We start from the raw sequence: 22,742 nt of genomic DNA on the forward strand, positions 1-22,742 counted from the left end.
CGGCAGCGGCTTTGGGCACGCGAGCCCTGGAGCCGGTCATGAAGATCTGTTTCTTTCACGCTGATTCGTAAGGGATTTCTATAACCATGCCGTCATAGGCGGGTTCGACATTGGCTGGTGTCTCGGCCACCACCGTGACGTAGTCGAGCGGCACGTGCATATGTGTCAGCACCGCATGTATCGGCGCCAGCCGCTCGATCCATTCAAGCGCTTCGCCAAGCGACAGATGACTTGGATGCGTCCGGTACTGCAGCGCGTCGATGATCAGCACGTCGAGGTCGCGCAGCCGTTCGGCGGTGGGTTCCGGAAAGTCGCTGATGTCGGGGCAATAGGCGAGACCGCCAATGCGGAAACCGAGCGATACGATGTCGCCGTGGATCTGCGGCAGCGGCTCGAGGGTGAGGGTACCCCCCTCTCCTTCGATGACCACCGGCCTGGTGTGGTCGATGAGATGCGGCCTGACGATCGGCGGATAGGAACTGCCTTGCGGCGTCTCGAAACAGTATCCGAACGCTTCCCGCAGCCGAAGCATCGTCGCCCTGTCGGCATGGACGTCGATCAACTGGCGCTGATCGAGAACGAAACCGCGCAGATCGTCGATGCCATGGATGTGGTCGGCATGCGGGTGGGTATAGACGACCGCATCGACACGTTTAACGCCGGCCAGCAGCATCTGCTGCCGAAAATCCGGCCCTGTGTCGATGACGACAGTCGTGCGGCTGCCGTTCGCCGCTATCCGCTCGACGAGTGCCGCGGCACGCGTGCGCCGGTTCTTGGGGTTGTCGGGGTCGCAATTGCCCCAGTCGCCGGTGATGCGCGGCGTACCTGGGGACGAGCCGCAGCCGAGAATGGTGAGGCGCAGCCGGTCGGTCATCGTTCAGGCACTTTGCTCTACAGGCCGCGGCATCTTGCCGAACAGCCGGAAGAAATTGTCCGTAGTCAGATCAGCGATTTCGGCCTCGCTGACGCCGACCGTCTCGGCCAGCACCTTGGCCGTGTGCGCGACATAGGCCGGCTCGTTGCGTTTGCCGCGAAACGGCACGGGCGCCAGATAGGGCGCATCGGTTTCGACCAGCAGCCGGTCATGCGGGACATCGGCGGCAATGGCGCGCAACTCAGCTGAATTCTTGAAGGTCAGGATGCCTGAGAACGACACGTAGCCGCCGAGAGCGACGCCAATTTCGGCAAGCCGGCGTCCGGAGGAAAAGCAATGCAGGATGAAGGGGAAGGCGCCCTTCCCTGTTTCGTCCTTGAGGATCGCTGCCATGTCGTCGTCGGCGTCGCGCGAGTGGATGACCAGCGGTAGGCCGGTCTCGCGCGCGGCTGATATGTGGGTGCGAAAGCCTTGCGCCTGCGCATCGCGGGGCGCTTTGTCGTAGAAGTAGTCGAGACCGGCCTCGCCGATCGCCACCACTTTCGGGTGCGCGGATAGCCCCACAAGCTCCTCGACTGTGATATCCAGCTCTTCGGCCGCATTGTGCGGATGAGTGCCGACAGAGCAATAGACTTCGTCGAAAGCTTCAGCGATCTCAAGCACTTGCGGAAACCGCTTCACGCGCGTCGAGATCGTCACCATACGGTCGATTCCGGCGGCTAAAGCGCGGGCGACGATGGCCGCCCGCTCCTCGGCGAAGTCGGGAAAGTCGAGATGGCAGTGACTGTCGACGAGCATCAGACGTTCGCGTCCGGCTGTTCGACATAACGTGGAAACACCCCTTCCGGAACGGGCAACGCAGTGCCGGGCACCAGCGCATGGTCAGCATGGACATGCGCGAAAGCGCGGCTCTCCGCCGGCACCGCCAACAGGTCGAGCAGTTTCGCGGCTGATCCCGGAGTGAAGGGCTGACACAGCACCGCCACCCGGCGCACGACTTCGGCGGTCGTCCACAGCACCGTTTCCATTCGTTCCGGATTGGTCTTCTTCAGCGCCCATGGTGCCTCGCCGGCGAAGTAGCGATCGGCTTCCGCCACCACGCCGAAGATCGCCGCCAGCGCCAGATGGATACCCTGCTCGGCCATCGCCTTGCGCGCGATGTCGAGAGCGGCGACGGCCTGATCCAGGATTGCTCTGTCTGCATCCGTCAGCTCGCCGCGCTTCGGCACCACGCCGCCGCAGTTCTTGGCGATCATCGACAGCGAGCGCTGCGCCAGATTGCCGAGACCATTGGCAAGGTCGGCGTTGGTGCGGTTGACGATCGCTTCATGGCTGTAGCTGCCGTCGTTGCCGAACGGCACCTCGCGCAGGAAGAAATAGCGCACCTGGTCGAGACCGTAGTGCTCGACCATCGCGAATGGATCCACGACGTTGCCAACCGATTTCGACATCTTCTCGCCGCGGTTGAACAGAAAGCCATGCGCGAAAACGCGCTTTGGCAACTCGATGCCGGCCGACATCAGAAAGGCCGGCCAATAGACCGCATGGAAGCGGACAATGTCCTTGCCGATGATGTGCGTGGCCGGCCAATAGCGCCATTGCTCGGCCTTTGTGTCGGGATAGCCGGCGGCGGTGATGTAGTTGGTCAGGGCGTCGACCCAGACATACATCACATGTTTGTCGTCGCCGGGCACTGGCACGCCCCATTTGAAGGTGGTGCGGGAGATCGACAGATCCTTCAGCCCGGACTTGACGAAGCTGAGCACCTCGTTGCGGCGCTCGGTGGGACCGATAAAGTCGGGCTGGCTCTCATAAAGCGCCAGCAATTTGTCCTGATAGGCGGAAAGCCGGAAGAAATAGCTTTCTTCCTCGTTCCATTCGACGGGCGAGCCGAGCGGTTCGCGACGCACGCCATCCTCGCCGAGCGTCGTCTCGCTCTCGTCGAAATAGGCTTCCTGGCGCACCGAATACCAGCCGCTGTAGCGGTCGAGATAGATGTCGCCACTGGCGGCCATCGCCTTCCAGATCGCCTGGCAGGATTCGTAGTGGCGCGGTTCCGTCGTGCGGATGTAGTCGTCGTTCGAGCCACCCATCGCCTCGGTCATCGCGCGGAAAATCGCCGAATTGCGGTCGGCCAGCGCCAGCGGCGTTATGCGTTCCTTCTCGGCCGTTTGCTGCATCTTCAGGCCGTGTTCGTCGGTACCGGTCAGGAAGAAGACGTCCTTGCCATCCAGGCGCTGGAAGCGCGCCAGGGCGTCGGTTGCAATGACCGTATAGGCGTGGCCGATATGCGGCTTGCCGTTCGGATAAAAGATCGGGGTGGTGATGTAGAACTTGTCGCGTGACATGAAGGAACCGTCATGAATGTCTGAATGGAAAGGCGTGGCGGTGGATATCGTATCGAGGCAGCATTTGCCATCCCGATCCGGGAAACCCAGTCACATTCGCATTGCAGAATTCAGGCGATCGATCATGATCAGGGCGTGCTGCTTCTTGTCGAGATTGTAGGTTTCGGTCTCAGATATAGCGTCCAGCGCCTCATGCCAAGTGTCCGACAACGTTTTGGCCCGTGCGAGATCGCCCGCCAGTGCTGCCTGACTTGCCGCGTCCGACAACAGGTCCAGCGCCCGGCGGTTGAAGATATCGAACTGGATCGCCTGATCGCGGCCGGCCACGGCTTCGGCGAGGCGAAACGCGCCGCCGACATCGCTCTTTCTGCCGGTGACCAGAGCGTCGAGCGTGGAGGCGATCTCCAGCCCGCCATACTGCGTCAACAGGATGGCGTTGCGGGCGCTGCCCCCTGCCCGCCCGACCAGTGCCGCGCGAGCCGCCGGATCGTCAGGCGGCGCGGGCTCGGTCGTTTCCAGCACCGTCATCAGGTCGTCGGCGTCGAGCGGGTTCAATCGCACCACCTGACAGCGCGACCGGATCGTCGGCAGCAGGCTGCCCGGCGCGTGGACAATCAGGATGAACAGAGTCCGTGCCGGCGGCTCTTCAAGATTTTTCAGCAACGCATTGGCCGCATTGGTGTTCATGTCATCGGCGGGGTCGACGATGACGACCCGATAGCTGCCGTCGTGCGAGGTCAGCGACAGAAAGCGGCTGACCTTGCGTATCTCATCGACGGTGACGACTGTCTTGAAACTCTTGGTCTTGTCGTTCAGCGGCCGGGTCAGATGCAGCACGGAAGGATGCGCCCCGGTGGCGATCTGGCGAAACAGCGACGAAGCCGGATCGGCAGTGGCAAGGCTTTCCGGCGCCTGCACAAAATCCGGGTGCTTCAGCAGATGATGCGCAAGGTGGAAGGCGAGCGTCGCCTTGCCGATGCCGACTGGCCCGGAGAAGATCAGCGCATGCGGCAGCTTGCCCGCACGATAAGCGGCGGTGAGCACGCCTGCAGCTTGGCTATGCCCGACCAGAACGGGCGTTTCGGAGGGCTCCGGCACGCCGTCGAGCGTGTCGTGCTGCTCGGGTGCGATGCGCTCGAAGATCATGCCGGCGTCGCCTGCCTGTCGCGTGCCGGCGTTCTCGCCGCCAGTGCCGCGAACACCGCCGCGGTGACGACGTTCTCGACCGCGTCGGGCTCGGCGGCTGCGTCGACGACGATGCAGCGCTCCGGCTCGGCCTTGGCGATCGCCAGAAACGCCTCGCGGCGGGCCTGATGGATCGCCAGCGTCTCCTTTTCGAAGCGGTCGGCGACTGCCTCGGTGCCGCGCCGCAGCGTTGCGCGCCTCAAGCCTTCCGCTGGGTCGACGTCGAAGATCAGGGTCATGTCCGGCATCATGCCGTTGATGGCGACCTGCTCCAGCGCATCCATGAACGCCGGATCGATGCCGCCGGTGACGCCCTGATAGACGCGCGAGGAATCGAGGAAGCGGTCGCAAAGCACGATGGAGCCACGCTCGACCGCCGGCCGGATCACCTGCTCGACATGATCGGACCGCGCGGCAGCGAAAAGCAGCGCTTCCATCTTCGGCCCGAACGGTTCGGCGGCGCCTGAAAGCAATACGTGCCTGACCGCTTCGGCGCCCGGTGAGCCGCCGGGTTCGCGGGTAAGCAGCACATCGTATTTCTTGGCGCGCATCTTCCTGGCCAGCCGCTCGATCTGCGTCGACTTGCCTGCCCCCTCGCCGCCTTCGAAGGTGATGAAAAAACCGCGTGCCAACCGAGAGGCCTTCTTGTCCATGGCTGAATGGGATTGTAGCGCTCTAGATAGTCCGCGTTCGGCCAAACGTCCATGCCGTCAATTTTTGCCCTTGTGCAGTCGCCCCCAAAACCATGGCTGGTTTTGAGTGATATGCGTTAGCGCAGCCAGCCGACCGCCAGTTCCTTGACGGCATCGAGTGCGCGCTGCGGCAGCGTGCCGACGCCGATCGATTCGGCGGCGAAAAGCGGTGTCTCCTGGCTGAGCGTATCGCCGATCCAGACGCGCAGCGCACCCACCGGCTGCCCCTCCTCCACCGGTGCAGCAACCGGGCCGTTGTAGACGATCCTGGCCGTCAGCTTGTCGCGGTTGGTGATCGGCAGGAAAATGTCGATCGGACCCTTGGCCTTCAGCGTTACCCCGGATTTCGCTCCGCCGAAAACCTGGGCTTCTCCAACCACCTCGTCCTTGGCGAAAATTTCAGTCTTCTCGAACGAGCGGACACCCCAGTCGAGCAGCTTTCGCGCTTCCTCGGCGCGCTCCTTGTCCGAGGCCAGCCCGCTCATCGCCGCGATCACGCGGGTACCATTGTGGCTGAGCGAACCGACGATGCCGAAACCGGCTGCCTCGCTCGCACCGACCGCCAGGCCGTCGGCGCCGATGTCCATCGCCAGCAGCGGATTGCGGTTCCTCTGTGAGATCTTGTTCCAGGTGAAATCCTTCTGGCTGTAATAGCGATAGAAATCAGGATAATCGCGCCACAGGTGCAGGGCGAGCTGCGCCAGCTCGCGCATGGTCGTCTGTTGGCCATCCGCCGGCAGGCCGGTCGAATTGACGAAAGTCGACGTCTTGAGGCCGATCTGGCGGGCCCGTTCGGTCATCTGCGCGGCAAAATTGTCCTCGGATCCCGACATGCCTTCGGCGATGATGATGCAGCCGTCATTGGCCGCCTGCACGGTCACGCCCTGAATCAGGTCTTCGAGCCGGATCGACGACTTGAGCTTGGCGAACATCGTCGATGTTCCCGAAGGCGCGCCACCCTTGCGCCAGGCGTTTTCGCTGACAACGAACGTATCGTCGAGCTTCAGGCGACCGGACTTGATGGCGTTGAAAACCACTTCCATGGTCATCAGCTTGGCCATCGAGGCCGGCGGTATCGGCTTGTCGGCATCCTTGGAAAACAGCACCGTCCCGGTCTCGGCGTCGATCATGAAGGCCTGTGCGGCCTTGGTCTCGAACAGCTGCGCACGGGCTGGAGCCTGGGAAAACAGCAGCAAGCCAAAAACCAGAAGCCCGGCGAGAGGCGGGAGCAAGCGAAATTGCATGATGTTCGACCCATTGGCCGGCACCACCGGCAAGCCCGCGAAAAGTATCGGGCTTTTTGCACGGCGGATCAACCGCGCTGCGGAAATCCGAGCAGGCTTGCGCTCAGTTGCGCACAGCCAGTGCATCGGGCGCGCCATGCGACCAGGCTGCCTGCAGCAAATCATCCAGATTGCGGTGGCCATCGGGATAGAGATTGACCGAATACCAATCCTCGCCATCGAGTTCCGAGCGCTGGATCTCAATCTTGCCGAATGCGGCAAGCTGGGCGGCAATGCGCTTGGCCTGCGCTGCATCCTCGAACGAACCGGCGGCGACGTAGTCGGTGGACGGACCGGCCGGTGGCGGCTGCCGCTTCCACGATTGGAGCACGTCGGCCGGCGACATGCCGTCGCCACCCATCGCGGCGAAGGCATTTGAGGCGCGTTCGACCCGCTCGTCGGCATAGGACAGCGAGGCCACGGCAAACGGCGATTGCGGCGGCAGATTGATCTGCGGGCGCTCCGGCACGATCGGCCCGAAATCGGGCAGCGCCAGATCGCCGTAGGCCGGCGCCTGCGCCGACATGACCGGCTGGACAGCCCCGGAATCGGTCAACTGGCCCGGAAACGGCACGGCGGCAGTGCCGGCAGGCAGGCTTGGGGACGGCCCGTTCATGGCGACCATGACGCCGGTCGGCAGCCCGTCCGACGGGTCGGGCGCCCTGTTGCCGGGATGGTAGGAAGCCATCAGATATTGGTCGTCATCGCCGTCGAGCGGCGCGCGGCCGACATATTCGACCTTCACCTGAGCGGTGCCGGTGTTGGCATAGTCAAGCATCTGGGCAGCGCGCTCAGAGACATCGATGATGCGGCCTTCGTGATATGGGCCGCGATCGTTGACGCGAACGATGACCGAACTGCCGGTCTTGAGATTGGTGACGCGGGCATAGCTCGGCAGCGGCATGGTCGGGTGCGCCGCCGTCAGATGGGTCATGTCGTAGACTTCGCCATTGGCGGTAAGCCGGCCATGGAAGGCATCGCCATACCAGGAGGCCAGGCCGACCTTGGCGTAGCGCTTGTCTTCCCGGGGGTAATACCACTTGCCGCGGACCTGATAGGGTTTGCCAAGCTGATCCCTGCCGCCGCCACGCTGGATGCGCCCATTCTGGGAGATCACACGCGGGCTTGCCTTCACGCCATATTCAGATTCGGAGAAATATTCCTTGGAGCGGGTCTTCTTGTGGACCATCGCTTTCGGCTCAGGCTGCGACGCGCAGGCAGCCAGCAAGGCGGCCGACATGGCAAGCAACGCGACTGTAGCAGCGCGACGAAGGCGCGGTTGCGTCACAGTCTGCATTTTCCCGATATCCCCTTCGTCTTGACCTAGACGGCGTATCCAACTGTCGGAGAAGCCGAAACACTCACCCGACAAATACCAACGACGCCTTTGAACCCCGATCCTTTGTGCGCAGGAATTGCTTATCACGGTATTAACCGATTGTGGCTGCAACCGGGCAAGATTGTGGCGTCTCCACCGTGAAAGCCCTCTGAAAAGTAACGGTTTTCGTGCTTCCACGCGATAGATGTGATGCCCTCTGCCACAGAGAGCCTGGCTTCGCTCCTGCCGGCCCATACCTGCCGGTTGACTGGGCTTTGTCGGGCAGCGGAGCGACCGTCCGGAACAAAGAAATGCGCCGCTAGTTTCATCCGCAGGGCACTCGAACAGAAGGACGAGTATGATGAAAATGGCTTCATTGACAATCGCGATCGCAATGTCACTCTCTGCCGGGTCTGCGATCGCCGCATGCCCGGACAAGTCGGCTTCCAATGCAAGGACGGATGCCGAGCAGACCGCCGGTATTTCGAAAGATGGAACTCACGCGCCTTTAGAGACCCCGAAAGCATCGGACAGCACGGGCAAGCCAGCCGCCAAGGACGGCGCCACAATGCCATTGGCGGGCGCCGAAGGCGGCGGCGACAAAAATCTTGCGACCTCGCAGCAGGACATTGAGGCGCAGCAGCATGGTGATAAGGCCGCAGCAGCAAAGGCGGACGAAAGCTGCAAAGACTGAGGAACACGCAGGCCGGAGCCGATTGCAGCTTCGGCCTTCCTCACGAGCAGCTGTTCCCTTGGCGAACTGAATTTTTTGGAGAAATGCCGCAGCTGTCCCAAGAGGTTGACCTGTAAGGATTAACCCGCCCCGCCCGGTTGCAAGGATGGTTCTGGTCGATAGCCGGACTGCGCCCTTGCCTGGGCCCCTGCATGGAAGCACTGCAGCGCCTCACAATCTCGAGCAACGCCCGCGGCGGGCTTCTTCTTCATGCACCATTGGACCGCGATGGTCCCGGTGCTCGATCCCCACAAGCTCAGAGTCCGCCCAGGACAGCAGGAAGCGACGCAGCGGTGGTTGACGCAGCCCTCAATGCCGCTCTACAGGAATGAAGCGCGAACCAGCCGGGAACGCCTTCGGTACCAATCCGGTGCCAACAGGCCAAACGGGTTGGCCCCGCGCTACCCAAGTGGTTGAAGAATCACCATGGAGGAATGGCCGAGCGGTTTAAGGCACCGGTCTTGAAAACCGGCGTGGGTGCAAGCTCACCGTGGGTTCGAATCCCACTTCCTCCGCCATCCCGCTCAGGTCCATTCCGGACACATAGGTTACGGTTTGTACCTAAGACATGATGACAACCTCATGCCCAGCGGGTTGTCAATTTGTTGCAAGGTCCTCTGTTCCAAGTCGATATATCCGAGCTGCGAGGTCATCGATCACGAGCGCCCTGTTGCGTCAGGCTGACTTTGAAGTTCGGATAGATGACGTCCATTTCCGCTCGGAAGCGCTCCGCCGAACATCTCCATGGTCCTTTCAATGAGGCGATAGATAGCCAGGCTGCGCCGACTGTAGTCGCGGCCAATGGATGGAGGAAGTGATCGTTGATGACGGCCGGCCGCCCTGCATTCAGGCGGCTCGTCTTGTGGGCGGGGGTGACCCGGCTCAGCATGTTGGCGCTGGATCGCTCAACGCTTTCGTCACCCCACCCAGTTCAGCCGGCGGTGCTCGGCACAGGCGTGTTGAGCAGTTGCTGCTCCCAGAGGTACGCGATGCCGCTGCCAGCGGCGTGCTGCTTGAGCACTTCCGTCAGCTCGCCGACGTGCTCGGTACGCGCCCAGTCGCGCTGCCACTCCGATGCCAGCGCCAGCCAGGTCATCATGTTTGCGCCGGCCGCGATCATGCGTTGGATGGCGACCTCGTGCGCTTCGACCGACGTGCCGCCCGAGGCGTCGGCGATGACCGTGACGTCCCAGCCTTCGCCCAACGCCTGGATAACCGGCATGGCGACGCAGATCTCGGTCCACAGGCCGGCGATGATGAGCTGCTTGCGGCCGGTCGCCTTGACCGCGTTCACGACCTTCCTGTCTTCCCAGGTGTTGATGAACGTCCGGTCGATGACCTCCTGGCCGGGAAATACGTCGGTGATGTGGGGGAAGATCAGGCCGCCCCGATCGGCAACGACGCTGGTCAGGATGGTGGGGACGCCGAAGGCCTTTGCGACCTTTGCCAAGGCCGTCGAGTTGTTGACCACTGCATGCGGATCGTGGCTGTTCAGGTTCGAGAGCTGGTAGGGCTGGTGGTCGATCAGAACGAGGACCGAATCCTCGGGGCGAAGAAGTGAATCAAGGCCGTTACGAAAGGTCATAAGAACTTCCTCTCTCTGCCGCCTGGACGGCGTGGGTTTTTCGGGAGACATGCGCCAGCGGGCGACGTTGCCTGAACGCAATTTGCTGTTCCTTTTGGTGATGCGATAGTGCCATAATCAGGCAAGCTGTGTCGCGAAACGAGGAACGCCGAATTGGACATCGAAGATCTACAGACATTCGTCGTAGTGGCCGATGCCGGGGGCGTATCGGCCGCCGCGCGCCAGCTCGGCGTCTCCAAATCAATCGTCAGTCGCAGGCTCTTTCGGGTTGAGGCGGAGCTTGGCGTCCAGCTTCTTGCACGAACGACCCGCGGTGCCGCGCTCACAGAAGCGGGAATCACGTTCAGAGACCATGCGGCCCGAGCCAGCGCGGAGATTGATACGGCCAGGGAAACGATCCTCCCCACCGGTGAGCTGCGCGGCCGCCTGAGGGTTGCCATGCCGCTTACTTTCGGCGCGACCCATTTCGCCTCCGTGCTCGCGGAAATGGCGCGCCTGCACCCGAAGCTTCACATCCATACTTCTTACAGCGATCGCTTCGTCGATCTCATCGCAGAGGGTTTCGATTGCGCGATCAGGGGCGCCTACCTTCAGGACTCCAACCTGATCGCGAAGCGCGTCGGGCCGATCCATGGAAAGCTTGTCGCGAGCCCGGATTACATCAAAGCGCACGCGTCACCCGAGACTCCGGACGAACTCGTCACCCATCAGGCCATCATGCAGGGAACGGAAGCCTGGCAGTTCATGGATGGCGACAAGATTGTTACAGTCCAGCCGCAGGGCAGGTTCAAGGCCGACAGCGCCACGGCGCTTGCCGCGGCGGCGGTGGCAGGTCTCGGCATCGCCTGGCTCCCCGATTGCATTACACATGAATATGTGGCCTCCGGCGCGCTGATCCCGATCATGACCCGCTATCCGGTACCTCCGGGAGCTGCGTATGTCGTCCGCCCGCCAGGGCAGCATCCTGCGCGGAAAGTGCGTGTGCTCACCGAGATGCTGGTTGAGTATTTCAAACGCAACCCGGATCTTTGGGGTCTTGACGGCTAGGACACGAACGGTTCGAAGCCTTGTCAAGGAACCGCGTTCGACGGTCCCATTACTCCGAGCCGTCGCTTTCGGCGACATTGCTCGCACGTTCCGCGCGTCAGCGCTCTTTCAGAGCCTTCAGCCTTTGGAAAGGGAGATGTGTTTCTTCTTGAGGGAGCAGGCGGCGCGCCGGCAGCAGAGGCGAATCGATGGATATCTTCGGCATCAAGGCACTGTTGATCTGCGCGCTGATCTTCATTCCGTTCGAACATCTGTTTGCCGAGCGGCCGCAGAAGATCTTCCGCAAGGGTTTCGCTGTCGATCTGATCTATCTGCTGTTCAACGGCTTCATCATAAAGCTGGCCATCGTCATGATGGCGGCAGGCGCGCTCGGTGCCGCGGCACTCCTGGTCCCGCAAGCGATAACGCAGGCCGTCAGCGGCCAGCCCGTCTGGTTGCAGGTTGCCGAAATCATCGTGATCACCGATGTCGGCGTCTACTGGACACATCGGGCCTTCCACAAAATCCCCGCGCTTTGGAAGTTTCATGCCGTTCACCACGGCATTGAGGAACTCGACTGGCTTGGGGCCTTCCACAATCATCCCGTCGACGCCATCGTCACAAAGGCAATATCGCTGACGCCGATCTTTTTCCTCGGCTTCTCGGAAGCGTCGATCGCCGTCTTTTCGACTATCTACCTTGGACATACGCTGCTTGTGCATTCAAACATGCGGATACCCTTCGGCCCCTTGAAGTGGCTGATCGCCAGCCCGCAGTTCCATCGCTGGCACCATGCCAACCAGCGCGAAGCCTATGACAAGAACTTCGCCGGGCAGTTGCCTTTCCTCGACATGCTGTTCGGCACCTACAATCCCACCGGTGACAAGGTGCCGGACAAGTACGGCGTCGACGATCCGATCCCTTCCACCTATTTCGGTCAGATCGGCTATCCGCTCCTGCGCCGCAGGAGGCTGCCGAGCCGGGCGGTGCCGAACACCGAAGCCTGACGGCTGGCCCGACGGTGGCATCCACGCCGGTCCCCTTTCGAGCCGTAGAACGCCGAACGGGAAGGCTTTTCGCCTCGAATCGGCTAAACCTTCGAGGCATGAACGAGACCTCACTCTATGCGCCGGTGAAGCGGTTCCTCGAAAGCCTCGACTTTGTCGTCAAAGGCGAGATCGACGGCTGCGATGTTGTTGCATTGCGCGAGGGGGAGCCGCCGGTTGTCGTCATCTGCGAGTTGAAGCTGCAGTTCAATCTTGAACTGGTGCTGCAAGGTGTCGATCGCGCGGCGGCCTGCGACGAGGTGTGGCTGGCCGCACGCATGTCGGCTCGCGGCAAGGGACGCGAAAGCGATGCCAGGTTCCGCAATCTCTGCCGCCGGCTTGGTTTCGGCCTGCTTGGCGTGACCGCGACGGACAGGGTCGAGGTGCTTCTCAGCCCGATCGCGCTGGCGCCGCGCAAGAATGCCCGCCGGCGCTCTCGCCTGGTCGACGAGCACCAGCGCCGTCGCGGCGATCCCGTTGCCGGAGGAGGATCGCGCAATCCGATCATGACGGCCTATCGTCAAAGCGCCCTCGCCTGCGCTGCCGCCATGGTGGACGGACCCAGGCGACCGCGTGATCTCAAGGCGGTGACGCCGATCGCGTCCAAGATACTGCAGCACAATGTCTATGGCTGGTTCGCGCGCGTCGACCGCGGCCTGTACGATCTTACGGATGCCGGCCGTGCCTCTTTGGTCCGTTGGCCGCAGGCATCGCACGACGAATCCCGACACGCAATTTTGAACGCACCGGCCATATGATTGAAGATTCCGGCGGTGCTCGCGGCGGTCCGCTCGGTTGATTTCTCCGACAAAATATGTTGCTTGTCCCGCCCATGAAGAAGCTCTGCATGACCGCCTTGGCGTCAGTGACACTGAGTTTTCCAGCCAGCGCAATGGACAATGCATTGCGCGCCGGTCTGATGAAACTCGATCCCCAAACCCGTCTTGAACAGCGTTGCGACGCCGAAGTGCTCGACCGCATCACCCATGACGATCGCAAGTTCAAAGCCGATCGCGTCGTCGCCTACGCCTTCGCCACGCCCGAGATGGGTGCCGATGCCATCAAGAGCCCGGGTGCTGCGTTTCGCAGCAAGGGGCAGTGGTACCGGCTGAAATTCAAGTGCCAGACCGCACCGGACCATATGGAAGTTTTGCAGCTCCGCTACCGGATCGGGGACGAGATTCCGGAAGCCGACTGGGCAAAGTATAATCTCTACGATTGATTTGCGATCGGCCACTGGTTTTGCCTGGCTGTCGGCGAGTGCCGCGAGCCTTGGATCGTGACGATGCTTCGGTGACGGCGCCACGCGTGATCCCTTGACGCCAAGGGACCACCAAGTTAGGGCCTCTGGATAATCGACGAACACTCGGCAAAATCAGCAAGGGCTTCCGGTCGATGGACATTTTTTTCAGCGCTGCCAGCCTGACCGCCCTGCTCCAGGTCATCGCCATCGACCTCGTGCTGGCCGGCGACAATGCGATCGTCATCGGCCTTGCCGCTGCCGGCCTGCCGGCTGACCAACGCAAGAAGGCGATCCTCATCGGCGTGATTGCGGCAACGGTGCTGCGCATTGGTTTTGCCGCAATTACCGTCAAGCTGCTGGCGATCGTCGGCCTGCTGCTGGCCGGCGGCATCCTGCTGCTGTGGGTCTGCTGGAAGATGTATCGCGAGCTGCGCACGTCGCATGCCGATGAGCTGGAAGCGACCGAGGCGCTGTCGAATTCGGACCTCAACAGCGACCAGGCGGTCGCCGGCAAGTCGAAGCGCAAGACCCTTGGCCAGGCTGCCTTGCAGATTGTCGTCGCCGATGTGTCGATGTCGCTCGACAACGTGCTGGCGGTGGCTGGAGCGGCGCGCGATCATTTTCCGGTGCTGGTCATCGGCCTCGTGTTGTCGATCGCGCTGATGGGGCTGGCCGCGACTTTCATTGCCAAGCTGCTGCATCGCCACCGCTGGATCGCCTATGTCGGCCTGCTGATCATACTCTATGTCGCGCTGGACATGGTCTATCGTGGCGCGGTGGAAGTCTGGCCACATGTAAACGGTGCGGTCGGCTGAGGCTGGCGGACATCCGCGTCTTCACTCAGTGGAAGCAAGATCGCCGTGCGTTTTGCCGCATCGCGGCCCTGCCCATACCAATGCCGCGATAAGTGTGGTACTGCGCCGGCAATCCTGAAAAGCCCGGAAAGCCCTTATGTCCGCTCCTCGCGTGAGTTTTGTCAGTCTTGGATGCCCGAAGGCCCTTGTGGATTCGGAGCGCATCATCACGCGCCTGCGCGCCGAAGGTTACGAAATCGCGCGCAAACATGACGGCGCCGACCTCGTCGTCGTCAACACCTGCGGCTTTCTCGATTCCGCTCGCGACGAGTCGCTCAACGCCATCGGCTCCGCGCTTTCGGAAAACGGCCGGGTCATCGTCACCGGTTGCCTCGGCGCCGAGCCGGACGTCATTCGTGAAAAGCACCCCAATGTGCTGGCGATCACCGGGCCGCAGGCCTATGAGAGCGTGATGGCCGCCGTGCATGAGGCCGCACCGCCTTCGCACGACCCTTATGTCGATCTTTTGCCCCCGCAGGGCGTCAAGCTGACGCCGCGCCACTACGCCTATCTTAAGATTTCCGAAGGCTGCAACAACCGCTGTACCTTCTGCATCATTCCGGCACTGCGTGGCGACCTCGTCTCGCGGCCGGCGGCCGATGTGCTGCGCGAGGCCGAGAAACTGGCCAAGGCCGGGGTCAAGGAACTCCTGGTGATCTCACAGGACACCAGCGCCTACGGCATCGACATCAAGTACCAGACGTCGATGTTCGGCGACCGTGAGGTGCGCGCAAAATTCCTCGATCTGTCCGAGGAACTGGGCAAGCTCGGCATCTGGGTGCGCATGCACTATGTCTACCCCTACCCGCATGTCGCCGACGTCATCCCGCTGATGGCAGAGGGCAAGATCCTCCCTTACCTGGATATCCCCTTCCAGCACGCTTCGCCGCAGGTGTTGAAGAACATGCGCCGGCCGGCACACGGCGAAAAGACGCTCGAGCGCATTCGCGGCTGGCGCGAGGTCTGCCCTGATCTGGCCATCCGCTCCACCTTCATCGTCGGCTTCCCCGGCGAGACGGATGACGATTTCGAGATGCTGCTCGACTGGCTCGACGAAGCCAAGATCGACCGCGCCGGCTGCTTCAAATATGAGCCGGTCCGGGGCGCCCGCTCCAACGATCTCGGTCTCGAACAGGTTCCCCAAGAGGTCAAGGAGGCGCGCTGGCACCGCTTCATGCAGCGCCAGCAGAAGATTTCGGCGACACAGCTGGCCAGGAAGGTCGGCAAGCGCCTGCCGGTGCTGATCGACGAGGCGCGCGGCACGTCGGCAAAGGGCCGCACCAAATACGACGCGCCCGAGATCGACGGCTCGGTGCACATCCAGTCGCGCCGCCCGCTGCGCCAAGGCGACATCGTCACCGTCAAGATCGACCGCGCCGACGCTTATGACCTTTATGGTTCGGCGGTCTGACGCGCGTATTTACTACATCTGGCGATAGTTCAGCCGTCTTAACCCGCTCAGCCGCGATACGCTCTATGGTCTGCTGACCGTAGATGCGGAAAATGCGGATGAACACCAGACCTGCGGAACAAAATTACATCGCGACGCTGGACCTGCTCAGGCTGGCGGCAGCACTTGCCGTCGTGTTCTTCCACTATTTCTTTCGCGGCGCTGCCGCCGAAGGCTACCTTGCGCAAGGCTATCCGCTTGCCGCACCATTCGCCCTCTACGGCTATCTCGGCGTCAATCTGTTCTTCCTGATCAGCGGTTTCGTTATTGCCTGGTCGGCGGAAAACCGCAGTTGGGACCAGTTTGCGGTCGCGCGGTTCGTTCGCCTCTATCCGGGCTTCCTGCTCTGCATGACGATCACCTTCGCGATCGTCTTCCTCGTCGGGTCACCGCTGCTTTCGGCCTCTTTCGTTCAGTATGCCGCCAATCTGTCGATGTTCGCGCCGGCGTTCGGCCAGCCCTTCATGGACGGCGTCTACTGGTCGATCGTTCTTGAACTGGTGTTCTACGGCTGGGTAACGCTGGCGCTGCTCACCGGGCTGTTTCAGAGACGCAAGCTAGAGCTGATCTTCATCTGGCTGGCGATCTCGGCCTTGAACGAGTTCTTCATCGGCAGCGGCGCTGCCAGGCTGCTGTTCATCACCGAGTTCGGACCGTTCTTCGCCGCCGGCGTGCTGGTCCACCAGCTGCATGCTCATGGCCGTTCACTGCCTGCGATGCTGCTGCTTGCCGCCGCGTTCCTGATCTCCTGCGGCACGCTGTCGGTGACGCAGCGCTGGATGCTCGGCCACTACGGCATTGCCGTCTCCTCGGCCAATCTCGTCGTCGCCAACGTCGTCATGCACGCGGCCTTGATCGGCGCGGTGCTGCTGCGCGACCGTGTCAGGGCATCGGGGCTCACTCTGGCGCTGGGCGGGCTGACCTATCCGCTCTATTTGCTGCACCAGGACATCGGCTATCTGGCCATCAATGCCGCTGCCCCCCTGATCGGCAAATGGCTTGCCGCCTTCGGCTGCGTCGGGGTGATGATCTTCGTTTCGTGGGCGATCTGGCGCAGCTGCGAACGACCCGCGCAGCGGCTGCTCAGGGTTTGGCTCGGCCGCGCGGTTGATGCCGGCCTGGCGCGATTTCGCCGCGTCTCTGCCGGGGCACAGCCCGCCGAATGAAAAGGGCGCCTCGCGGCGCCCTCCTCATTTCGATCTCTTGCGCTGCTTACTGCGGCAGCTTGTCGTCGACACCCTTCACATAAAAATTCATGCCGAGCAGCGTGCCGTCGTCAGCGACTTCGCCGTCCTTCAGCCATGGCGTGCCGTCCTGCTTGGCGATCGGCCCGGTGAAGGGGTTCCAGCCGCCGGCGATCTTCTTCTCGGTGGCTTCGGCAAGCGCCTTCACGTCGTCGGGCATGTTGGTGTAGGGGGCGAGCTTGACCGCGCCGTCCTTGATGCCGAGCCAGACATTGTCCGGCTTCCAGGTGCCGTCGAGGGCGGCCTGGACACGGCTGATGTAATAGGGCCCCCATTCGTCGGTGAGCGAGGTCAGCTGCGCGTTCGGCGCGAACTTGATCATATCGGAGGATTGGCCGAAGCCGTGCAGCTTGCGCTCCTCGGCCACCTGCAGGGCAGCGGTCGAATCGGTGTGCTGGACGATGATGTCGGCGCCTTGGTCGAACAGCGCCTTGGCGGCGTCGGCTTCCTTGCCCGGATCGAACCAGGAGTTCACCCAGACGATCTTGGCCTTGAAGTTCGGGTTGATCGACTGTGCGCCGAGCATGAAGGAGTTGATGCCCATCACCACTTCGGGGATCGGGAAGGAAACGATGTAGCCGGCAACGCCGGCCTTCGATTCCTTGGCGGCGATCTGGCCGAGCACATAGCGGCCTTCATAGAAACGCGCATTGTAGATGCCGAGATTGTCAGCGGTCTTGTAGCCGGTGGCGTGCTCGAACATCACCTTCGGGAATTTCTTGGCGACCTTCACTTCCGGGTCCATGAAGCCGAACGAGGTGCCGAAGATGATCTTGCAGCCTTCGCGAGCCAGGCGCTCGAAAGCGCGGTCGGCGTCGGGGCCTTCCGAGACGTTTTCGAGATAGGCGGTCTCGACCTTGTCACCGAGCGCCTTCTCCACCTCGAGACGGCCCTGGTCGTGCTGGTAGGAGTAGCCGAAGTCGCCGATCGGGCCGGTGTAGACCCAGCAAGCCTTTAGCTTGTCCGCCGCCTCGGCCGTCGCTGCCAGCGATAGGGCGGCGGTCGTGGTCATCAGGGCAATAAGCAGTTTTTTCATTGTGTTACCTCTCTGAGTTAAGCCTTGGAGCTTCCCGTTTGTTTTTATTGTCAACGATCCGGAACGAATGGCTGCCCCAAGGAAGCCGGCGTGTTCATCATCGTCAGACGCTTGTTGCGCGAGATTAGAACGAGAACCACGACGGTTGCCAGATAGGGCAGCGAAGAAAGGAACTGCGAGGGCACTGGAATGCCAAAAGCCTGTGCATGAAGCTGGCCGATCCACACCGCGCCGAAGATGTAGGCGCCGGCCAGCACCCGCCATGGCCGCCAGGAGGCGAACACCACCAGCGCCAGCGCGATCCAGCCGCGGCCGGCACTCATGTTCTCGACCCATTGCGGCGTGTAGACCAGTGAGAGATGGCCGCCGGCGAGACCGGCACAGGCGCCGCCGAAGATGACCGCGAGGTAGCGATAGCGGATCACCTTGATGCCAAGCGCATGCGCCGAGGTGTGGCTGTCGCCGATCGAACGCAGCGTCAGTCCGGTCCGGGTCTTGAACAGGAACCACATGACGGCCGCGGTGAGCGCAATCGAGATGTAGAAGATCGGATCCTGCCCGAACAGCAGCCTGCCGACCACAGGGATTTCCGTCAGGCCGGGAATGTAGAGGTTGGGCAGCCTTTCGCCGGGCTGGCCGACAAAGCTGGTGCCCATCATGCCGGACAGGCCAAGGCCGAGCAGCGTCAGCGACAGTCCGGTCGCCACCTGGTTGGTGGCCAGCGACAGCGTCATGACGGCAAACAGCAGCGAGAACACCGCGCCCATGGCGATGGCCGCCAGAAGGCCGATCCAGGGTGATCCGGTGAGATAGGTTGCGCCGAAGCCGCCGACGGCGCCCATGATCATCATACCTTCGACGCCGAGATTGAGCACGCCGGAGCGCTCGACCACCAGTTCGCCGATTGCCGCGATCAGCAGCGGCGTTGCCGCGGTGGCGATGGTCAGAAGGATGTTTACGGTGATGTCCATCAACGGGCTTCCTTCAGCTTCGGTGCGGCTTCGAGTTTGGCCACGCCTTCCGGTTTGGTCAGCGCCAGGCCGATCACGCGGATGCGGTAGTGAATGAGCGTGTCGCAGCCGAGCACGAAGAACAGCAGCATGCCCTGGAACACCCGCGCCACCTTGTCGGAAATGCCGAGCGCGCTCTGCACCGCCTCGCCGCCGAGATAGGTCAGCGCCAGTACCAGGCCGGCGGCAACGATGCCGAGCGGGTTGAGACGGCCAAGGAACGCCACGATGATGGCGGTGAAGCCGTAGCCGGGCGAGATGACAGGCTGCAACTGGCCGATGGCGCCGGAGACCTCCGAGATGCCGGCGAGTCCCGCCAGCGCGCCTGACAGCAGGAAAGCAAAAAAGACCATGCGGTTGAGGCCGAAGCCGGCGAAGCGCCCTGCCCGCGGGCTCGAGCCCAGCACGCGCACCTCAAAACCTTTCAGCATGCGGCTCATCAGGATCCAGACCAGCACCGCAGCGATCAGCGCGAAGACAAAACCCCAGTTTGCCCGCCCGGCATCCGGCATCAGCTCCGGCAACACCGCCGAATCGTTGAACTGGATGGTCTGCGGGAAACCATGGCCCTGCGGATCGCGCCAGGGTCCGCGCACCAGCCAATCAAGGAAGAGCTGCGCGACATAGACCAGCATCAGGCTGGTCAGGATCTCGTTGGTGCCGAAGCGCGTCTTGAGCAGAGCCGGGATCGCGGCATAGGCCGCGCCGCCGACCATGCCGAGCAAAAGCATCAGCGGCAGCACCAGCGGACCTTCGAACTGCGGAAACAGCACCGGAATCATCGAACCGGCAATGCCGCCGAGGATGAACTGGCCTTCGGCGCCGATGTTCCAAATGTTGGCCTTGTAGCAGACCGACAGGCCGACGGCGATCAGGATGAGCGGCGCTGCCTTGATCGCCAGCTCATGCAACTGCCAGACCTGGCTGATCGGCTCGATGAAATAGATATTGAACGCGGTCAGCGGATTGACGCCGAGCAGCGCGAACATGACGGCGCCGGCAATGATGGTCAGCGCAAAGGCAATGAACGGCGACAGAGCCGAAAACAGCATGGAACGCTGCGGGCGTTTGACGAGTTCGAGGCGCATCATGCCGTCTCCAGCGTGTGTTCGGCGTGGCCTGGTTCGGCGCCGCCCATCAGCAAGCCGACCTTCTCGAAGGTCGCCTCGGCGATCGGCATCGGCTTCGACAGCTCGCCATTGTGCATGACCGCGATCGCATCCGATATCTCGAACAGCTCGTCGAGATCCTGGCTGATCACCAGCACCGCCGATCCGTTGCGCGACAACTCGATCAAGGCCTGGCGGATGTGAGCGGCGGCGCCTGCGTCGACGCCCCAGGTCGGCTGGTTCACGACCATGACGCTCGGCCGGCGGTCGAGCTCGCGGCCGACGATGAATTTCTGCAGATTGCCGCCCGAAAGGGCCGCGGCCTCCGGATCCGGCGCGCTCTTGCGCACATCCATCGCCTCGATGATGCGCTGGGAGGCGGCTTGGATGGCACCGCTCTTCACCATCCCGCCGGAACCGACGAACGCCTTGCCGTCGGTGGCATGGCGCGACAGCAGCAGGTTTTCGGAAAGCTTCATGCGCGGTGCCGCACCGTGGCCGAGGCGCTCCTCCGGCACGAAGGCGGCGCCCAGCAGTCGGCGTCCGGTGATGCTAAGGCCTCCCGCATCCTTGCCACGAATGCGCACCGAGGCGGCATTCTGCTGCAGCACTTCGCCTGAAACGGATTCGAAGAACTCTCCCTGGCCGTTGCCGGCGACGCCGGCGATGCCGATCACCTCGCCAGCGCGGACGTTCAGGTTGATGCCCTTGAGCGGTATCGAGAACGGCGTTGCCGGTTTGCGATTGAGATTGCGGATTTCGAGCAGCGGTGGCGCCTTGTCGATGCCCTCGACCGGCGCGCGCACCACGGCCTGCACCTCGTTGCCGACCATCATGCGAGCCAGCGAAGAGGCTGTTTCCTCACGCGGATTGCAGTGGCCGACCACCTTGCCGTGGCGCAGCACCGTGGCGCGGTCGCAGATGCGTTTGACCTCTTCGAGCCGGTGCGAGATGTAGAGGATGGATTTGCCTTCCGAACGCAGGCGCTCCAGCGTCTCGAACAGCTTGTCGGCTTCCTGCGGCGTCAGCACCGAGGTCGGCTCGTCCAGGATGATGAGCTGCGGGGTCTGCAGCAGGCAGCGGATGATCTCGATGCGCTGGCGTTCCCCCACCGACAGGTCGCCGACCAGCGATTCAGGATCGAGCGGCAGGCCATAGCTGAAGGAAAGCGCCCTCGCCTTCGCCGCGATGCTGCTGATCGGCGAGCCGTCGTCCAGCGACAGGGCAATATTTTCGGCCGCGGTCAGCGCTTCGAACAGCGAAAAATGCTGGAACACCATGCCGATGCCGAGTTTCTTGGCGACGCCGGGGCTGGAGATCCTGACCGCCTGGCCGTTCCAGAAGATCTCGCCGGCATTGGGCTCCAGCGAGCCGAACAGCATCTTGACCAGCGTCGACTTGCCGGCGCCGTTTTCGCCGAGCAAAGCGTGGATCTCACCCTTGGCGATGTCGAGATCGATATGATCGCACGCCGTCAGCGTGCCGAATATCTTGGTGAGGCCACGCACCTCGAGCAGGTTCGTGCCGTCGTGATTTGCACTCACAGTGCCTCCCATCTGGTTAGCCAGACATGTTCTGTGTTCCCGCAAGCATGGTAGGCGCGGCCGGCTCTCATCGGAAAGCGGCACGCGTCTTGAAAGAGCTTCAAGAATTTCAGCGGAAATTCAAGGGATAGCAAGGCAGAACGAACTAAGGGATGAGAATGGTCGTCCCTGTTGTCCTGCGGCCCTCGAGGTCGGAATGCGCCTTGCCGGCGTCCTTGAGCGCATAGCGCTGGTTGATCTTGATCTCGACCGCGCCGCTGAGCACGACCTCGAACAGGGCGGCAGCAGAAGCGTCGAGGTCCTCGCGTTTTGCGTTGTAGACGAACAGTGTCGGCCTTGTTGCGAACAGCGAGCCCTTCTGTGCCAGCAACGACATGCTGAACGGCGGTATGGGTCCCGATGACTGGCCGAAGCTGACGAACATGCCAAGCGGCCGCAGGCAGTCGAGCGAAGCCGGAAATGTGTCGTTGCCGACCGAATCGTAGACGACATCGCATTTTTTGCCGCCGGTGATGGCGGCGACGCCGGCGACGAAATCCTGTTCCTTGTAGTTGATGACATGATCGAAACCATGCGCCCTGGCGAGTTCGATCTTGTCGGACGAGCTGGCGGTGCCGATGACGGTCGCGCCGAGATGTTTTGCCCATTGGCCGAGGATAAGCCCAACGCCGCCGGCCGCGGCATGGAACAGGATCGTGTCGCCGGCTTTCACCTTGAACGTCCGGCGCAGCAGATATTCCGCAGTCATACCCTTCAGCATCATCGCTGCGGCCTGTTCGTCGCTGATGCCATCTGGCACCTTAACGACGCGGCTGGCATCGATGACGCGCTCTTGCGCATAAGCCCCCGTCGTCACCGCATAGGCGATGCGATCGCCCGGATTCAGCCAGTCGACGCCCTGGCCGACCTCCAGCACCACGCCGGCGGCTTCGCTGCCTGGCACGAGCGGAAAGCCGCCGGGTGGCGGATAGAGGCCAGAGCGATGATAGACATCGATGAAATTGAGGCCGATCGCGGTGTGCCGGACCAGGATCTGCCCGGATCCCGGCTGGCCGGGGTCGGCGTCCTCATAGGTCAGGACTTCCGGGCCGCCGTTGGCGTGAATGCGGATCGCTTTGGACATTGCTAGGCTTCCTGTGGGCTAGGCTTCCTGTGGGCTAGG

At 62.5% G+C, this 22,742-nt stretch carries 21 protein-coding genes and 1 tRNA gene; 9 read left to right on the plus strand and 13 right to left on the minus strand.

The genetic code is table 11. The features are described from left to right. Nucleotides 1-55: 55 nt before the first annotated feature. From NKH52_RS06235 to NKH52_RS06265, 7 genes are all read right to left on the minus strand, one after another. Complete coding sequence (locus NKH52_RS06235; RefSeq protein ID WP_352728663.1) at nucleotides 56-874, minus strand: MBL fold metallo-hydrolase; 819 nt, start codon at nucleotides 872-874, stop codon at nucleotides 56-58. Between the two features lie 3 nt (nucleotides 875-877). Further along, a complete protein-coding gene (locus NKH52_RS06240; RefSeq protein WP_352728661.1) occupies nucleotides 878-1,672 on the minus strand; it encodes a TatD family hydrolase in 795 nt (264 codons plus the stop codon). Further along, nucleotides 1,672-3,222, minus strand: coding sequence for a methionine--tRNA ligase (metG, locus tag NKH52_RS06245; protein ID WP_352728659.1), 1,551 nt, complete (start codon nucleotides 3,220-3,222; stop codon nucleotides 1,672-1,674). The genes NKH52_RS06240 and metG overlap by 1 nt, the downstream gene beginning before the upstream one ends. A 90-nt stretch (nucleotides 3,223-3,312) precedes the next feature. After that, nucleotides 3,313-4,368 (minus strand): DNA polymerase III subunit delta', encoded by a 1,056-nt coding sequence (locus NKH52_RS06250; protein WP_352728657.1) that lies wholly within the window; start codon nucleotides 4,366-4,368, stop codon nucleotides 3,313-3,315. After that, nucleotides 4,365-5,039, minus strand: a complete 675-nt coding sequence (tmk, locus tag NKH52_RS06255) for a dTMP kinase (protein WP_352728655.1) — start codon at nucleotides 5,037-5,039, stop codon at nucleotides 4,365-4,367. The genes NKH52_RS06250 and tmk overlap by 4 nt, the downstream gene beginning before the upstream one ends. A 137-nt stretch (nucleotides 5,040-5,176) precedes the next feature. After that, nucleotides 5,177-6,343, minus strand: coding sequence for a D-alanyl-D-alanine carboxypeptidase family protein (locus tag NKH52_RS06260; protein WP_352728653.1), 1,167 nt, complete (start codon nucleotides 6,341-6,343; stop codon nucleotides 5,177-5,179). 103 nt (nucleotides 6,344-6,446) lie between these two features. Further along, nucleotides 6,447-7,679: a septal ring lytic transglycosylase RlpA family protein gene (locus NKH52_RS06265; protein ID WP_352728651.1), complete on the minus strand. Its 1,233-nt coding sequence runs from the start codon at nucleotides 7,677-7,679 to the stop codon at nucleotides 6,447-6,449. A gap of 379 nt (nucleotides 7,680-8,058) precedes the next feature. Here NKH52_RS06265 and NKH52_RS06270 point away from each other — a divergent pair, with 379 nt between their 5' ends. Together NKH52_RS06270 and NKH52_RS06275 are read left to right on the plus strand one after the other, a co-directional pair. Continuing rightward, a complete protein-coding gene (locus NKH52_RS06270) occupies nucleotides 8,059-8,394 on the plus strand; it encodes a hypothetical protein (RefSeq protein ID WP_352966629.1) in 336 nt (111 codons plus the stop codon). A gap of 467 nt (nucleotides 8,395-8,861) precedes the next feature. After that, a tRNA-Ser gene (locus tag NKH52_RS06275) sits at nucleotides 8,862-8,951 on the plus strand. A 413-nt stretch (nucleotides 8,952-9,364) separates the two neighbouring features. On the opposite strand, the gene NKH52_RS06280 is transcribed toward NKH52_RS06275, so the two are convergent. Next, complete coding sequence (locus tag NKH52_RS06280) at nucleotides 9,365-10,018, minus strand: hydrolase (RefSeq protein WP_352728647.1); 654 nt, start codon at nucleotides 10,016-10,018, stop codon at nucleotides 9,365-9,367. 153 nt (nucleotides 10,019-10,171) lie between these two features. Here NKH52_RS06280 and NKH52_RS06285 point away from each other — a divergent pair, with 153 nt between their 5' ends. From NKH52_RS06285 to NKH52_RS06315, 7 genes are all read left to right on the plus strand, one after another. Continuing rightward, complete coding sequence (locus NKH52_RS06285; RefSeq protein ID WP_352728645.1) at nucleotides 10,172-11,065, plus strand: LysR family transcriptional regulator; 894 nt, start codon at nucleotides 10,172-10,174, stop codon at nucleotides 11,063-11,065. Nucleotides 11,066-11,253: 188 nt separating this feature from the next. Next, nucleotides 11,254-12,051, plus strand: a complete 798-nt coding sequence (locus NKH52_RS06290) for a sterol desaturase family protein (RefSeq protein ID WP_352728643.1) — start codon at nucleotides 11,254-11,256, stop codon at nucleotides 12,049-12,051. A 98-nt stretch (nucleotides 12,052-12,149) separates the two neighbouring features. After that, entirely contained in the window at nucleotides 12,150-12,848 is a 699-nt protein-coding gene (locus NKH52_RS06295; RefSeq protein WP_127297174.1) for a DUF2161 domain-containing phosphodiesterase, read from the plus strand. A gap of 56 nt (nucleotides 12,849-12,904) precedes the next feature. Further along, on the plus strand, nucleotides 12,905-13,312 hold the full coding sequence (locus NKH52_RS06300; RefSeq protein ID WP_032909322.1) for a DUF930 domain-containing protein: 408 nt from the start codon (nucleotides 12,905-12,907) through the stop codon (nucleotides 13,310-13,312). A 173-nt stretch (nucleotides 13,313-13,485) separates the two neighbouring features. Further along, nucleotides 13,486-14,148 carry a TerC family protein gene (locus NKH52_RS06305; RefSeq protein WP_127297175.1) on the plus strand — a complete coding sequence of 221 codons (663 nt, stop codon included), beginning with the start codon at nucleotides 13,486-13,488 and terminating at the stop codon, nucleotides 14,146-14,148. A 136-nt stretch (nucleotides 14,149-14,284) separates the two neighbouring features. Then, nucleotides 14,285-15,598, plus strand: coding sequence for a 30S ribosomal protein S12 methylthiotransferase RimO (rimO, locus tag NKH52_RS06310; protein WP_127297176.1), 1,314 nt, complete (start codon nucleotides 14,285-14,287; stop codon nucleotides 15,596-15,598). A 98-nt stretch (nucleotides 15,599-15,696) separates the two neighbouring features. After that, nucleotides 15,697-16,803, plus strand: coding sequence for an acyltransferase family protein (locus tag NKH52_RS06315; protein WP_352728640.1), 1,107 nt, complete (start codon nucleotides 15,697-15,699; stop codon nucleotides 16,801-16,803). Nucleotides 16,804-16,849: 46 nt separating this feature from the next. On the opposite strand, the gene NKH52_RS06320 is transcribed toward NKH52_RS06315, so the two are convergent. From NKH52_RS06320 to NKH52_RS06340, 5 genes are all read right to left on the minus strand, one after another. After that, nucleotides 16,850-17,917, minus strand: coding sequence for a BMP family ABC transporter substrate-binding protein (locus NKH52_RS06320; RefSeq protein ID WP_352728638.1), 1,068 nt, complete (start codon nucleotides 17,915-17,917; stop codon nucleotides 16,850-16,852). A 50-nt stretch (nucleotides 17,918-17,967) separates the two neighbouring features. Next, on the minus strand, nucleotides 17,968-18,888 hold the full coding sequence (locus NKH52_RS06325; RefSeq protein WP_031213469.1) for an ABC transporter permease: 921 nt from the start codon (nucleotides 18,886-18,888) through the stop codon (nucleotides 17,968-17,970). Next, entirely contained in the window at nucleotides 18,888-20,018 is a 1,131-nt protein-coding gene (locus NKH52_RS06330) for an ABC transporter permease (protein WP_352443144.1), read from the minus strand. The genes NKH52_RS06325 and NKH52_RS06330 overlap by 1 nt, the downstream gene beginning before the upstream one ends. After that, nucleotides 20,015-21,592 (minus strand): ABC transporter ATP-binding protein, encoded by a 1,578-nt coding sequence (locus NKH52_RS06335; protein WP_352728636.1) that lies wholly within the window; start codon nucleotides 21,590-21,592, stop codon nucleotides 20,015-20,017. The genes NKH52_RS06330 and NKH52_RS06335 overlap by 4 nt, the downstream gene beginning before the upstream one ends. A 133-nt stretch (nucleotides 21,593-21,725) precedes the next feature. Continuing rightward, nucleotides 21,726-22,703, minus strand: coding sequence for a quinone oxidoreductase family protein (locus NKH52_RS06340; RefSeq protein ID WP_352728634.1), 978 nt, complete (start codon nucleotides 22,701-22,703; stop codon nucleotides 21,726-21,728). Between the last annotated feature and the right edge of the window lie 39 nt (nucleotides 22,704-22,742).

Source organism: Mesorhizobium sp. M1066 (assembly GCF_040318635.1).
Lineage (GTDB): Bacteria > Pseudomonadota > Alphaproteobacteria > Rhizobiales > Rhizobiaceae > Mesorhizobium.

What these genes read in the sequence shown, in the direction of transcription:
- NKH52_RS06260 (WP_352728653.1), bottom strand. Translation starts at nt 6,343, where the DNA reads ATGCAATTTCGCTTGCTCCCGCCTCTCGCCGGGCTTCTGGTTTTTGGC.
- rimO (WP_127297176.1), top strand. Translation starts at nt 14,285, where the DNA reads ATGTCCGCTCCTCGCGTGAGTTTTGTCAGTCTTGGATGCCCGAAGGCC.
- NKH52_RS06250 (WP_352728657.1), bottom strand. Translation starts at nt 4,368, where the DNA reads ATGATCTTCGAGCGCATCGCACCCGAGCAGCACGACACGCTCGACGGC.
- NKH52_RS06315 (WP_352728640.1), top strand. Translation starts at nt 15,697, where the DNA reads ATGAACACCAGACCTGCGGAACAAAATTACATCGCGACGCTGGACCTG.
- metG (WP_352728659.1), bottom strand. Translation starts at nt 3,222, where the DNA reads ATGTCACGCGACAAGTTCTACATCACCACCCCGATCTTTTATCCGAAC.
- NKH52_RS06340 (WP_352728634.1), bottom strand. Translation starts at nt 22,703, where the DNA reads ATGTCCAAAGCGATCCGCATTCACGCCAACGGCGGCCCGGAAGTCCTG.
- NKH52_RS06320 (WP_352728638.1), bottom strand. Translation starts at nt 17,917, where the DNA reads ATGAAAAAACTGCTTATTGCCCTGATGACCACGACCGCCGCCCTATCG.
- NKH52_RS06290 (WP_352728643.1), top strand. Translation starts at nt 11,254, where the DNA reads ATGGATATCTTCGGCATCAAGGCACTGTTGATCTGCGCGCTGATCTTC.
- NKH52_RS06265 (WP_352728651.1), bottom strand. Translation starts at nt 7,679, where the DNA reads ATGCAGACTGTGACGCAACCGCGCCTTCGTCGCGCTGCTACAGTCGCG.
- NKH52_RS06300 (WP_032909322.1), top strand. Translation starts at nt 12,905, where the DNA reads ATGTTGCTTGTCCCGCCCATGAAGAAGCTCTGCATGACCGCCTTGGCG.
- NKH52_RS06270 (WP_352966629.1), top strand. Translation starts at nt 8,059, where the DNA reads ATGATGAAAATGGCTTCATTGACAATCGCGATCGCAATGTCACTCTCT.
- NKH52_RS06295 (WP_127297174.1), top strand. Translation starts at nt 12,150, where the DNA reads ATGAACGAGACCTCACTCTATGCGCCGGTGAAGCGGTTCCTCGAAAGC.
- NKH52_RS06305 (WP_127297175.1), top strand. Translation starts at nt 13,486, where the DNA reads ATGGACATTTTTTTCAGCGCTGCCAGCCTGACCGCCCTGCTCCAGGTC.
- NKH52_RS06330 (WP_352443144.1), bottom strand. Translation starts at nt 20,018, where the DNA reads ATGATGCGCCTCGAACTCGTCAAACGCCCGCAGCGTTCCATGCTGTTT.
- NKH52_RS06335 (WP_352728636.1), bottom strand. Translation starts at nt 21,592, where the DNA reads ATGGGAGGCACTGTGAGTGCAAATCACGACGGCACGAACCTGCTCGAG.
- NKH52_RS06280 (WP_352728647.1), bottom strand. Translation starts at nt 10,018, where the DNA reads ATGACCTTTCGTAACGGCCTTGATTCACTTCTTCGCCCCGAGGATTCG.
- NKH52_RS06325 (WP_031213469.1), bottom strand. Translation starts at nt 18,888, where the DNA reads ATGGACATCACCGTAAACATCCTTCTGACCATCGCCACCGCGGCAACG.
- NKH52_RS06240 (WP_352728661.1), bottom strand. Translation starts at nt 1,672, where the DNA reads ATGCTCGTCGACAGTCACTGCCATCTCGACTTTCCCGACTTCGCCGAG.
- NKH52_RS06235 (WP_352728663.1), bottom strand. Translation starts at nt 874, where the DNA reads ATGACCGACCGGCTGCGCCTCACCATTCTCGGCTGCGGCTCGTCCCCA.